Source organism: Streptomyces odontotermitis (genome assembly GCF_050510915.1).
Lineage (GTDB): Bacteria > Actinomycetota > Actinomycetes > Streptomycetales > Streptomycetaceae > Streptomyces.
The window spans coordinates 1-12,616 of sequence record NZ_JBNJLS010000006.1 but is presented as its reverse complement, the minus strand read 5'-3'; the positions used below and the strand labels follow the sequence as shown (position 1 = coordinate 12,616).

Here is a 12,616-nt window from a genome sequence, read left to right as displayed (position 1 = left end):
CCCCTTCTCCCGCCTTCTCGCCTCCCCTCCTCTCCCCTCCTCTCCCCTCCCTCCCCCGGGAGCCCCGAAAGGATTAGGAACCCCTCATGTCCGGATCCCGCATCACCTTCCACACCGGCCAGGACGTCCAGCCCGACGCGCTGGAACGCATCGCCGCCCACGTGCGCCCCCAGCTCACCGCCCCCTCCTTCCAGGAACTGCGCTCCGCCAAGCGGCCGTTGTTCGCGGGGATCGGCGCCTCCTTCGCCGCGCTCGCCGTGCCGGTGGAGGTGCTGCGCGCCCACGGGATCGCGGCCCAGCGGGTGCTGTCCAGCGAGGTCGAGGACGGGCTGACCGGCTTCGACACGGACGTCCTGTTCGGCATCTCGCAGGGCGGCCGCAGCTCCGAGACGCTCGCGGCGTTCAAGGCGGCCCGCGGCGCCCGTACCGTCGCCGTCCTGAACGTGACCCCGTCCCCGCTCGGTGATCTCGCCGAGCTCACCGTGGACATGGGCAACGAGCCCGACTCCTACGCCTCGACCGTCGGCTTCACGGGGACCATCGTCGCCCTCGACCTGATCGCGGGCGCCCTCGCGGGCCGCGCCGACGACCCCTGGGACGGCATCGGCGCCCACCTCAGGACGGTCCGCGAACGGGCCACGGCCACGATCGCCCCGCTCGCCGCCCGGGCCGCCGGCTGTGTCGCCGCCGACTGCGTCGCCTCCGGGGCCTCCCGGGCCGGCGCCGAGGAGGCCGCCCTGCTGCTGCGCGAGGTCCCGCGCATGCCCGCGGCGGCCTCGGCGACCCGCAACTACCTGCACGGCGAGATGGAGTCGGCGGGCAACACGCTGCACCTGGTGTTCGGCGACGGCCGCGAGATCGACCTGGCCCGCTCGCTGTCCGACGCCGGTCACCTCACACTCCTGGTCACCACGGAGGACGTCGCACCCGGCGACAGCCTGGGCGTGGTCCGCCTGCCCGGGACGGCTGCGGGCCCGCGCGTCGTCCTGGAGACCGCGGTCGTCCAGGAACTCGTCCAGGCATTGAGCGCCGAACGCGACGTGCCGATCGAGTCGTTCGTCTTCGCCAACGACGACACCAAGGAAGGCGGCGTCGACCCGGGCGACTTCGCGATCGGCTCGCCGGAGCTGGCACACGCCTGACGACGGGCCGGCCCGACCCCGGGCTCCCGGCTCAGCCCTCGCGCCGCCGAGCCCGCAGCACCGTGTCGTGCCGGTGGTGCGTGCCCGGGGGTGCGGGCGTGGTGCGGGGGCGGGTTTCGTTGATCTCGACGGTCCAGTCGTCGTCGAGGAGGCGGGCGATGTCGGCGGGCTGGTAGTAGGCGTCGGGGTCGAAGTCCCGCTCCGGGTCCGGGGGCAGGTCGGAGAGGTCGTGGCCGGCGAAGAGGAAGGTGCCGCTGGGGGCGACGGCCGCCAGCAGGCCGCGCAGCGCGGTGTGGTCCGGCTCGCGGGTGAGCGGGAAGTAGTGGGCCGTCACCAGGTCGAAGGCGCCTGGTGAGGGTGCGGTGGTGGTCAGGTCCGCACGTTCCCAGGTGACGCGGTCCGCCAGGTCCGTGTCCCGGAGCGCTGCGGCGCCGCGGTCCAGGGCCGTCTGCGCCACGTCGACGGCGGTGACCTGCCAGCCCTGGCGCGCCAGCCAGTGGGAGTCGCCGCCCTCGCCGCAGCCCACCTCCAGCGCGCGCCCCGGCGGCAGATCCGTCACCTCGGTGACGAGCACTCCGTTGGGTGCGCCGCTGAAGAGCTGGTCGGTGCCGCGATACCTGTCTTCCCACTGCTGTGTGTCCATGGGGGCAGCCTCCCTCCGACCCTGAACCGGCGGCAAAGTTCTTTGCTGGAAGCGCACATTGGCGGGGTGGCGTGCGAGGGACATACGGGTCCGTATGACCGCTCCTTTCTCGTTGTGTGAGCAAACGATGACAAGCGGCCCGACGGCCCGGAACCGCTGCTTCTCTGGGCTCATGAACAGCAACGATTCCGCCCGCACCGGGCGTCGCCCCGCCTTCCTGTCCCGTCGTCTCTCCCCGCTCGCCACCCGTTCCGTGGCCGCCGTCGCCGTGCTCGGCATCGCGCTCGTCGGGTGCGGGAACCAGGGCGAGGACTCCGGGAAGGACGGCTCGGGCTCGGGCAGCGGAGCGCAGGCCAAGGGCAGTGGTGAGAGCGCGAGCAACGGGACCAAGGTGTTGTGGGTGGGCGACTCCATCGCCGGTGCCGAGGCTCCCGCCCTCGGTGCGGCCATCGAGGCCAGTGGGGCGAAGTTCAAGGACGCCTCGTCCGACGGGGGCGGCACCGTCGTCGACGGCGGCGACCAGATCACGAAGAAGATCTCCGGCGACACCTGGAAGCAACTCCGCAAGGACATCACCGCGTTCCAGCCGACCGTGGTCGCCTACCAGGTCACCACCTACGACTGGGCCAGCCAGGACAAGCAGCGCGCCGCCTACGACAAGCTCGCCAAGGCCACGAAGGACGCCGGGGCCAAGCTGGTCCTCGTCGCCGCGCCGCCCTTCAAGATCGACGACTTCTACAAGGAGCACGAGTCCCAGATACGCTCCGCCCCCAAGGCCGCCGAGGCAGCCGCCGAGAACAGCGGCGGCGCCGCCGTGTTCTTCGACTCCAGCGAACTGTGGGGCACCGACTCCGGGGGCAAGAAGGCGCTGCGCTCCAAGGACGGCATCCACAACTGCCAGCAGGGCGCTGCCGCCTTCGCCAAGTGGTTCACCGAACGGCTCGGCAAGGAAGCCGGGTTCACGCCCGCGTCCGTGGACGCGTGGGCCAAGGGCTCGTGGACCGGCAGCGACCGCTACGGCAACCTCAAGTGCGGCAGCTGACGGGTCGGGGCTGACCCATGACTGGCTCTACCGTGGCCGGCTCGTCCGTAGACGGCTCGTCCAGCGCCGCCCCTGTGCCGGTGCCCGGCCGCGCGGTGCCCCCTCGGCACCGGGCGCCGCGCCCCGGTGACCGGGGGCGCCCGCACATCGCCGCCCTCGACGGACTGCGCGGCTTCGCGGTCGCGGCCGTGCTGTTGTTCCACGCCGGGAAGCTGCCGGGCGGCTTTCTCGGCGTCGACCTCTTCTTCGTGCTGTCCGGGTACCTGATCACGGGGCTGCTGCTCGGCGCAGCCCTCGGTGGCGGGAGCGGCCCCCGCCCCGGGAGCGGCCCCCGCCCCGGGGACGGGACCGGGTTCGGGCTCGGCTCGCTGGTCGAGTTCTGGGGGCGGCGGGCCCGCCGTCTCCTGCCCGCCCTCGTCTTCGTCGTCGTCGGCACCACCCTGCTGGCCTGGGCCTTCGGCGATGCCGCGCTGCTGCGGTTCGCACTGGACGACCTGCCGTGGGTCGGGGCCCAGGCCGTCAACTGGCACTACATCGCCGAGCAGATCGGCTACTGGAACGCCTCCGACACCCGCGTCTTCGCGCACCTGTGGAGCATCGCCGTCGAGTGGCAGTTCTACGTGGTGTGGCCGCTCGTGGTGGCTGTCCTCGCGCGCGGGCGGCACGCCCAGCGCGTGGTCGCCGCCGTGGCCGGGGCGGGTGCGCTGGTCTCGCTCGCCCTGATGGTCTCGCTCGGTGCCGCGGTGGACACCACCCGGGCGTACGAGGGCACGGACACCCGGGCCGTCGCCCTGCTGCTCGGCGCCCTCGCCGCCACCGCTCCCGTGCGCACCCTCGCCGCCAAGGCGCCCCGGCGTGCGGCCGACGCGCTCTGTCTCGTCCTGGCGGCCGGGCTCGCGGTGGCCTGGACGGTGACCGAGGGCGAGAAGGCGCCGCTGCTCTTCAAGGGCGGGCTCTTCCTGCATGCGCTGGGCGCCGCCGTGCTGATCGTGCTGCTGGCGCAGGTGCCGGGGACGCGGGCGGCCCGGATCGCGGGCAGCCGTGTGCCCCGCCGCCTGGGCGAGCTCTCGTACAGCCTCTATCTGTGGCACTGGCCCGTCTATCTGCTGCTGTTGCCGCGCCTGGCCGGGCTCGGGGACTGGGGCGGTACGGCCGTCGCGATCGCGGTGTCGCTCGCCGCGGCGGCGGTCACGAAGTGGCTGGTCGAGGATCCGGTGCGGTTCAGGTCGGGCTGGGCGCGCGGGCGGCGCGGGCTGATCGCCGTGGTGGGCCTTGCGCTGGCCGGAGTCGCGCTGTGGGGGCTCGTGCCGGTGCCGGTGCCGGGCGCGGGGACCGTCGACCTCGATCAGCTGAGGTGAGGGCCGGTGGCCCGAGCGCGCGCCCGGCCCGGGAGCCGGCCCGACCTCCCTACCGTGCGGCGACACTTATACCGTTATTGCATGGATTGCGAACCGTCTCTCCGGAAGGGAGCTCGTACATGACGCGGGTCCTGCTGATCGAGGACGATCCGGCCGTACGCCGTGGAGTCGTCCTGGGACTGCGCCGCTACGGGCACGAGACCGAGGCGGTCGGCACCGGTGAGGACGGTCTGGAGGCGCTGGCCGCCTTCGCACCGGACCTCGTCCTGCTCGACCTCATGCTGCCGGGCATGAGCGGCCTTGAGGTGTGCCGCCGCATCCGGGAGACCAGTCAGATCCCCCTCGTCATCCTGTCCGCGCGCGGCGACGACATGGATGTCGTGATCGGCCTGGAGGCGGGCGCCGACGACTATGTCGTCAAGCCCGCCAGCGGCGCCCTCATCGAGGCCCGCATGCGCGCGGTGCTGCGCCGCGTGGCGCCCGCCCAGGCCGCCGCCGACGCGCCCACCGGCATCACCTCCGTGGGCGATCTGGAGATCGACCGCGGTGCGCTGCGCGTCCGCAAGCACGGAGCGGACGTGCCACTCGCTCCCTCCGAGATGAAGCTGCTGCTCTTCCTGAGCGCCGCCCCGGAGCAGACCTTCAGCCGGCAGCAACTCCTCGAGGACGTCTGGGAGCACAGCTATTACGGGGACGCCCGCCTGGTCGACGCGTGCGTGATGCGGCTGCGCGCCAAGATCGAGGACGACGCGCGCCACCCGGTGTACGTCCAGACCGTACGGGGCTTCGGCTACCGCTTCGGCCCGGTGTCCGCGTGAAGGTCGCCGTGCCCCGGGGGCTGCGCACCCGACTGGTCGTCGCGTTCCTGCTCGTCGCCGCGCTCAGCGCGCTCATCACCGCCGCGCTCACCTTCCGCCAGGCCCGCGAGTCGATCCTCAAGCGCACCCAGGACGCGGCCGTGCACGACCTGCGTCTCCAAGTGAACTCCCTGGCCCCCAACTTGCCGGCCAAGCCGGACAGCTCGGATCTGCGCAGCTTCGTGCAGCAGTTGGACCGCGCCGGGGGTTCGCGGGGGTGGAGCACCGCGGTCGCCCGCGGCGACGGGCCGGTCATCGGCAGCACGGCAGCCGTCAACGCGTCCCTGCGCGACGCCGTCCGCGGGGGCGACGCCACCGTGTACGAGCGCGTCGACCGCTCCGGCGCTCCCCGGCTGCTCATCGGCATGCCCATCTCGTACGCGGACGACGGCCGCAAAAGCGGTGCGCCGTCGGGTCCGTCGGGCATCGCCGTCTACGCCGACCTCTCCCTGCGCACCGAGCGCGCCGACATCTCCGCGCTGGTCACCGCGGCCTGGGCGGGCGCGATCCCGGCGCTCGCCTTCGCCGCGGTCCCCGCCCTGATCGCGGCCCGCCGCGTGCTGCGCCCGGTGCGGCAGCTGCGTACCGCCGCCGAGCAGATCACCACCGGCGCCCTCGACACCCGTCTCGACGTCCGGGGAAAGGACGAACTCGCCGAGCTGACCGGCACCTTCAACAGCATGGCCGCGGCCCTGCAGCGCGACGACGCGGAGCTGCGCCGCATGGAGTCCAACGCCCGCCGGTTCGCCGCCGACGTCTCCCACGAGCTGCGCACCCCGCTCGCCGCGATGTCCGCCGTCACCGACGCCCTCGACGAGGACGCCCGCTCCGGCCGGCTGCCCCCGGACACCGCCGACGCGGTCCAGCTCATCAGCGACGAGACCCGCAAACTCGCCCGCATGGTCGAGGACTTGATGGAGATCTCCCGCTTCGACGCGGGCGCGGCCGCCCTCCACCTGGACGACGTCGGCCTGCGCACCCTCGTCCTCAAGACGCTGCAGCAGCGGGCCTGGCGGGAGCCGGAGCACGTGGTCACCGACCTCCCCCGGGAGGGCGTGCGCGTACGGGTGGACGCGCGCCGCATCGACGTCGTCCTCGCCAACCTCATCGGCAACGCGCTGCGCCACGGCACGGCGCCGGTGACCGTGCGGGCGCGCCTCACGGGGGCACGTGCCGTCATCGAGGTCGCCGACCGCGGCCCCGGCATCCCGGACGACGTGCTGCCCCACGTCTTCGACCGCTTCTACAAGGCGGACGCCGCCCGCACCCGCTCCGAGGGCAGCGGTCTCGGCCTCGCCATCGCCCGGGAGAACGTACGCCTGCACCACGGCACGCTCACCGCGGCCAACTCCCCTGGTGCGGGGGCGGTGTTCACGGTCTCCCTGCCGATCGACCCCGAGTGGCCCGCGCAGTCCGAGGACACCGACGAGGCCGGGCCGCGAGACGACAGCAAGGGGGAAGCACAGTGAACCGCCGACTCCGACTCGCCGCCCTCACCGCCGCGTCGGCCGCCGTCCTCGCGGGCTGCGGCGTCGGCGCCACCGGCCCGGTCGAGGCCGGGGCCCCCGCGTCGGGGCTGCGCCGGCCGGGCAGCACCACCTACCACGCCCAGCTGTACTTCGTCAGCCCGTACGGCATCCAGGCCGTCTCCCGTCCGGTCGACTCCCCCGCCACCCCGCAGCAGGCCCTCGACCTGCTCCTCAAGGGCCCGGACGACGCGGAGCGGGCCCGCGGCCTGATCACCGAAATCCCGCCGCTGCCGGGCCCGTTGAGGGCGACGGCCACCACCGGAGCCGTGGACGTCTACCTTCCGCAGCAGATCGCGAAGATGAACGGCGGCAACCTGGGCATGTCCCAGATCGTCTGCACCGTCGCCAACGCGCACGTCCCCGGCGACCGGCAGCCCCCCGCCGTGGACGTACGGGTCCATGAGCCGGACACCCCGGAGGGCCCCTCGCCCTGGACCCTCCGCTGCAACGCGGCGGGCAACGTCGTCCCCGTACCGAACTCCGCCTCGGGCACGGACCGGTGACACCGGGCGCAGCGCAAGATCGGCTCAGGCTCCGACGGCTCCCGTGGTGAGCACGATCTTCCCCTGGATGCGGCCCCGTTCGACACGTTGATGGGCCTGCGCCGCGTCCGCGAGCGGATAGACGCTGTCGATCTCCGCCCGGAGGCGACGGCGATGACATGGGCGCTACGCGTCTTGGCGAGCTGCACGGCGAAGTGCCCGGCGGCGCCCGACGCCCCACAGATCAGCACCCGCCGCTGCGGCTCCAGGCCGATGCGGTCGAAGAGGAACTGGTAGGCGGTCAGGGCCGGCTCGGGGCGCGGCACTTCCTCAAGGGCCTGACGCCCGGGGAGGTACTCCCTATGCCGTGCGCGTCCATGAGTTCGGCGGACCCGACCGGCTCGTGTACGAGCCCAAGAACCCTTGAATTCTTGAGGAGTCGCACGTATTCCTTGACGCGAATATTCCTGACAGGGAATACTTGCATCCATGGACGCACTCCTCTCCGCCCTGGCCGACTCGGTCCGCTGGCGCCTCGTGAGCCTGCTCGCCGAGCGGCCCCGGCCGGTCGGCGTCCTCGCCCGGCTCGCCGAGGCCCGCCAGCCGCAGACGAGCAAGCATCTGCAGACCCTCGAGCGCGCCGGCCTCGTCACCGCCGAGCGCACCGGGCAGCGCCGCATCTACACGCTCCGCCCCGGACCGCTGCGCGAGCTCGCGGCCGCGCTGACCCGGCTCGCCGACACCGCCGAGGACGGCGAGGGGCCGGGCTCGACCCACGAGCGATACGGGCGCAGCGTGCGCGCGGAGCGGCTCGCGGCGGACGAGCCGGGGTGGGCCGACGGGCGCGCGTTCACCTTCCGGCGGCCCCTGGCCGGGCCGCCCGAGGCGGTCTGGCGCCATCTCACCGAGAGCCCGCTCCTCGCCCGCTGGTGGGCGCCGGACGACCTGCGCGTCTCCGCGCTCGTCTTCGAGGCGCGGGCGGGCGGGCGGATCGCGCTGGAGTACCGGGACGTCGAGGACACCGACGGGTCCGATGCGGTCGTCGGGCGGGCGGAGGGGGTCGTCGAGGCCGTACGGCCCGGGGAGCGGCTCTCGTACCGGCTCTCGCCCCTGCTGCCCGACGGGGGCCGCGCCTTCACCTCCCACGTCGACCTCAGCCTGCACCGCCTCGAAACCGGGACGAACTTGGACGTTCACTACCGGATCACCGACAGCACCACCGACGCCGCGGACTTCATCGCGGGCGTCGAGATCGGCTTCGGCCAGAGCCTCGACCGGCTCGTGCAGGCCCTCACCGACGACAGCACAGACCAACCGGCATGAACAGACCTACCGGCACAAGGAGTCACGCCATGACCGAGCAGAGCGGCGGCCGCCGGGTCGTCACCAACATGAACCTCTCCCTCGACGGGCGCTACGCGAAGCCCGACAACCCCCTCGACATGAGCTGGGTGATGCCGTACGCCCTCACCGACGTCCTGCGCGACCACCTGACCGGGCTCTGCGCGACCGCGACCACCGCCCTGCTCGGCCGGGTCAACGCCGAGGGTTTCATGGGGTATTGGCCGGGCGTGATCGGCATGGAGGGTGCCGACCCGCGCGACGAGGCGTTCGCGCAGTGGCTCGTCGACAGCGACAAGGTGGTGCTCTCCTCCACGCTCGACAAGGCGCCGTGGGAGCGGACCACGCTCGTCGACGCGCCGACCGCCGAGGTCGTCGCGGACCTCAAGGCCACCGAGGGCGGCGACATCCTCGTGCTCTCCAGCGCCAGCGTCATCAAGGCGCTGCTCGCGGCCGACCAGGTCGACCGGCTCGCCTTCTCGGTCTTTCCCGTCTTCCTCGGCGGCGGGCCGCGCCTGTTCGATGACGGGCTGCCGGAGGGAAAGTGGTCGCTCGTCAGCCAGTCCGCGGGCGAGCACGGCACCTCGGCCTTCGTCTACGACCGGGTGCGCTGAGCCGCCGCCCGGCCCCGTTCCCACACAGGCGGGCCCGTTCCCACACGAGTCGGACGCAGGCAGGGCTTTGCGTTCGCACCGCCCACCCGTCCGGGATGTCCAAAGCGCCCCGTGACGCGGCGTGACAAGAGTCGCACCGCGTCACGGGGCGTTTGCCGTCCTTGATCGCCGAGTCGCCCGTGAACTGGGGGTTTACTCGTTGGTAGCCCTTGTCGTGCGGGCGATTTGCGGTCCGCGACGGCTCAACTCCCGCGTGTTAGCGTCCCGGTCGACCGGGGGGAGAACCGAACGCTGCGAACATGCGAGAGGAAATCCGTGGGTCATATGCACCACATGTCAGGGGGCTGGATCACGCCCGTGCTGTCGTACGCGATGGCCGTGGTCGGCGCCGCGCTGGGATTGCGCTGCACCGTGCGGGCGCTGGGCGCCGAGGGCAGATCGAAGCGGAACTGGCTCATCACCGCGTCGGTCGCGATCGGCGCGGGCATCTGGACGATGCACTTCATCGCCATGCTCGGCTACACCGTCGACGGCACCGCCATCCGCTACGACATCCCGCTCACCCTGCTGAGCCTGCTCGTCGCCGTCACCGTGGTGGGCGCGGGCGTCTTCCTCGCCGGGTACGGGAGTTCGCGCGTGCGCGCCGTCCTGCTCGGCGGGCTCGGCACCGGGCTCGGGGTCGCCGCCATGCACTACATCGGCATGGCCGCCGTCCGCCTCAACGGCTCCATTTCCTACGATCCCGTGGTCGTCGCCGTGTCCGTGCTGATCGCCGTGGGTGCCGCGACCGCCGCTCTGTGGGCGGCACTTGCCGTCAGCGGGCCCGTCGTCGCCGCCGGTGCGGCGCTCGTGATGGGCCTCGCCGTCAGCAGCATGCACTACACCGGCATGGCCGCCGTCAGCGTGACGGTGCGCCAGGGCACCGAGGCCCTCAGCGGCGCCAGCGCCACGGCGTTCATCCTGCCGCTGACCGTCGTGCTCGGCTCGTTCCTCTTCCTCACCTGCGCATTCGTCGCGCTCTCCCCGACCGCGCGGGAACGCGCCGAGGACCGGGCGGCCGCCGCGCCGCTGCACGAGGTGGACCTCCCCGCCTCCTGAGCCCGCGCCCGCGCGCGCCGTCACTCGTCGACTCGTCGACTCGTCGTCTCCCCCAACTCCCCGCGTCCCCACGCTCGTTCACCGGGCGCGCCGCCCGCCACTCCCGGGCCGCGCCCCTCCCCATGCTGCCCCGCCGAGGAGGCAACCTGTCATGCCCAGAGGCTTCCCACCCCGCTGGAGGCTGCGGCCCCGCTCGATCCGCGCCAAGGTCGTCACGCTGCTGACCGTGCCGGTCGTCTCGCTCATGGCGCTGTGGGGCCACGCGGCGGTGACCACCGCCTCCCAGGTCTCCGACGCCCAGCAGCTCCAGGACGTCAACTCCCGGCTGCTGCGGCCCATCTCGGACTTCACGACGGCCGTGCAGGACGAGCGGCGGGCCGCCCTCACCTATCTGGCCGCGCCCGGCGGCGACCACCCGAAGGCCCTCGACGCCGCGAAGTCCCGTACGGACAAGGCCGTGGTGGCGCTGCGCCGCGGCGTGCACGCCAACAGCACCGACACGGCCGCCCTCGACTCCGCACTGCCCGGGCGGCTCACGCGGCTGCTCGACAGCGCCGACTCGCTCGCGGCGCTGCGCACGCACCCCGGCGGTCTGGATGCCGCGCTCGACGCATACTCCACTCCGGTGCGGCGCGCCTTCGCGGTACGGGCTTCGCTGGCCGGAGCGGACCGGGCGGGAGCCGGGTCCGACGCCCGTGCCGTGCTCGAACTCGCCCGCTCCCGTGAGGCGTTGAGCCGACAGGTCGCCCTCTTCGGTGCGGCGCAGGCCACGGACGGCGGCATGACGGCCGGTCAGTACCGCGGGTTCATCGGTGACGTGGCGCTGCAGCGCGGCCTCGCGGACGGGGCCGTCGACGATCTGCGCCCCGCCGACGCCTCCGCCTACCGCAAGGTCCTCGGCTCACCGGGCGCCACCGACCTCAAGGACGCCCAGGACGCGGTGCAGAAGGCGGGCGCCGCACACGCGGTGGCCGCCGTGAGCGCGGAGCGCTGGCGCTCGGACACCTCGGCGACCCTCGCGGGGCTGGCCCGCGCGGAGGCGGGCGCGCGCACGGCGGGCACGGGAGCGCAGCCGTACTCCCTTGAGACGCTGGGCAGTTCGGGCCTCGCCGTCGTCCTCGGTCTGCTCGGTGTGCTGCTCTCGCTCTTCCTTTCCGTGCGCATCGGCCGCGGCCTGGTCGCCGACCTCACCGGCCTGCGCAACTCCGCGCTCCAGATGGCCTCCACGCGCCTGCCCGCCGCGATGCGCCGCATCCACAACGGCGAGGACGTCGACCTGGACCGCGAGGCACCGCTGCCGCGCACCGCCGAGCGCGACGAGGTCGGGCAGGTGGGCGCCGCGCTCACCACGGTCCAGCGGGCCGCGCTGCGCGCCGTCGCGGGCCGGGCCGCCGTCCTCACCGGTGTCTCCGGCGTGTATGTGAGCCTGGCCCGGCGCAGCCAGGTGCTGCTGCACCGCCAGCTGGAGCTCCTCGACACGATGGAGCGGCGCACCCAGGATCCCGTGGACCTCGAAGACCTGTTCCGCCTGGACCACTTGACCACGCGGATGCGGCGCCACGCCGAGTCGCTGCTCATCCTGTCCGGCTCCGCGCCCGGCCGCGCCTGGCGCAGCCCCGTGCCGCTGCTGGACGCCGTGCGGGCGGGTATCGCCGAGACCGCCGACATCGAGCGGGTCCAGCTCGGCGAGATCCCCGACCTGCGCCTGGCCGGTGCCGCCGTCGCCGACCTCGTCCACCTGGTGGCCGAACTCGCCGAGAACGCCGCCCAGTTCTCGCCGCCGCACACCCCGGTGGTGGTGCGCGGCGAGGAGGTCGGCGCGGGCGCCATCCTGGAGATCGAGGACCGCGGCCTCGGCATGGGCGAGGAGGCCCTCGCGGCGGCCAACGGAAAGATCCGGGCCACCGACATCGACCTCCTCGACTCCCGCCAGCTCGGCCTGTTCGTCGTCAACCGCCTCGCCCAGCGCCAGCACGTCGACGTGTCGCTGCGGCGGTCGGTGTACGGCGGTGTGCTGGCGGTGGTGTTCCTGCCGAAGGAGCTGCTGGAGGCCCCGCATCCGGGCCTGCGGCCGCACGCCCCGGGCGCGGGCGAGTCCACGCACCTCCCTCACGAGGGAGACGCATCCCCCCGTCTCCCTCAGGCGGGTGAGGAGCAGGACGTGGCGCCCGAGCTGCCGCGGCGTACGGCGATCCACGCCACCGCCACCGCCACCGCCACCGCCACCGACACCGACAGCCACATCGGCAGCGACAGCGACAGCGGCAGCGACCTGCCGACTCGTACGGCTGCGCGTAACGCGCCCGCCGACGGCCTGCCCACCCGCACACCCGCGGGCAACGCCTCCGACGACGACGGCCTCCCCCGGCGCCGGGGCACCAGCAACACCCCCGGCGCCGCCACCGCTCCCGACGCCCCCCTGCCCCGGCGCCCCAAGCCCGCCAACACCGACGCCGACACCAACGCCGACGCCGACGCCGACGCCGACGCCGCGAGGGCCTCCTCGCCCA

At 73.4% G+C, this 12,616-nt stretch carries 12 protein-coding genes; 10 read left to right on the top strand and 2 right to left on the bottom strand.

Annotated features, from left to right (window positions below; genetic code table 11):
• Positions 1-86: 86 nt before the first annotated feature.
• Positions 87-1,142 carry an SIS domain-containing protein gene (locus ACQB60_RS18640; RefSeq protein ID WP_496927127.1) on the top strand — a complete coding sequence of 352 codons (1,056 nt, stop codon included), beginning with the start codon at positions 87-89 and terminating at the stop codon, positions 1,140-1,142.
• A 31-nt stretch (positions 1,143-1,173) separates the two neighbouring features.
• Here the strand turns inward: ACQB60_RS18640 and ACQB60_RS18635 are convergent, their stop codons facing one another.
• Positions 1,174-1,785 (bottom strand): class I SAM-dependent methyltransferase, encoded by a 612-nt coding sequence (locus tag ACQB60_RS18635; protein ID WP_496927126.1) that lies wholly within the window; start codon positions 1,783-1,785, stop codon positions 1,174-1,176.
• Positions 1,786-1,957: 172 nt separating this feature from the next.
• On the opposite strand from ACQB60_RS18635, the gene ACQB60_RS18630 reads away from it, so the two are divergent.
• From ACQB60_RS18630 to ACQB60_RS18610, 5 genes are all read left to right on the top strand, one after another.
• Entirely contained in the window at positions 1,958-2,827 is an 870-nt protein-coding gene (locus tag ACQB60_RS18630; RefSeq protein ID WP_496927125.1) for an SGNH hydrolase domain-containing protein, read from the top strand.
• 17 nt (positions 2,828-2,844) lie between these two features.
• Positions 2,845-4,185 (top strand): acyltransferase family protein, encoded by a 1,341-nt coding sequence (locus ACQB60_RS18625; protein WP_496927124.1) that lies wholly within the window; start codon positions 2,845-2,847, stop codon positions 4,183-4,185.
• 119 nt (positions 4,186-4,304) lie between these two features.
• Entirely contained in the window at positions 4,305-5,003 is a 699-nt protein-coding gene (locus ACQB60_RS18620) for a response regulator (protein WP_496927123.1), read from the top strand.
• Positions 5,000-6,511, top strand: coding sequence for a sensor histidine kinase (locus ACQB60_RS18615; protein ID WP_496927122.1), 1,512 nt, complete (start codon positions 5,000-5,002; stop codon positions 6,509-6,511). Before ACQB60_RS18620 ends, ACQB60_RS18615 begins: the two co-directional genes overlap by 4 nt.
• Positions 6,508-7,074, top strand: a complete 567-nt coding sequence (locus tag ACQB60_RS18610) for a GerMN domain-containing protein (protein ID WP_496927121.1) — start codon at positions 6,508-6,510, stop codon at positions 7,072-7,074. Before ACQB60_RS18615 ends, ACQB60_RS18610 begins: the two co-directional genes overlap by 4 nt.
• Before the next feature lie 24 nt (positions 7,075-7,098).
• On the opposite strand, the gene ACQB60_RS18605 is transcribed toward ACQB60_RS18610, so the two are convergent.
• Positions 7,099-7,206, bottom strand: a complete 108-nt coding sequence (locus ACQB60_RS18605) for a zinc-binding dehydrogenase (protein WP_496927534.1) — start codon at positions 7,204-7,206, stop codon at positions 7,099-7,101.
• 336 nt (positions 7,207-7,542) lie between these two features.
• Between ACQB60_RS18605 and ACQB60_RS18600 the strand changes: the two genes are divergently transcribed.
• The 4 genes from ACQB60_RS18600 to ACQB60_RS18585 form a co-directional block, all read left to right on the top strand.
• Positions 7,543-8,376, top strand: a complete 834-nt coding sequence (locus tag ACQB60_RS18600) for a metalloregulator ArsR/SmtB family transcription factor (RefSeq protein ID WP_496927120.1) — start codon at positions 7,543-7,545, stop codon at positions 8,374-8,376.
• 29 nt (positions 8,377-8,405) lie between these two features.
• Positions 8,406-9,008 carry a dihydrofolate reductase family protein gene (locus ACQB60_RS18595; RefSeq protein WP_496927119.1) on the top strand — a complete coding sequence of 201 codons (603 nt, stop codon included), beginning with the start codon at positions 8,406-8,408 and terminating at the stop codon, positions 9,006-9,008.
• A gap of 315 nt (positions 9,009-9,323) precedes the next feature.
• Entirely contained in the window at positions 9,324-10,106 is a 783-nt protein-coding gene (locus ACQB60_RS18590) for an MHYT domain-containing protein (protein ID WP_496927118.1), read from the top strand.
• 151 nt (positions 10,107-10,257) lie between these two features.
• Positions 10,258-12,616, top strand: a 2,359-nt coding sequence (locus tag ACQB60_RS18585) for a sensor histidine kinase (protein WP_496927117.1), incomplete at its 3' end; no start/stop codon positions are given.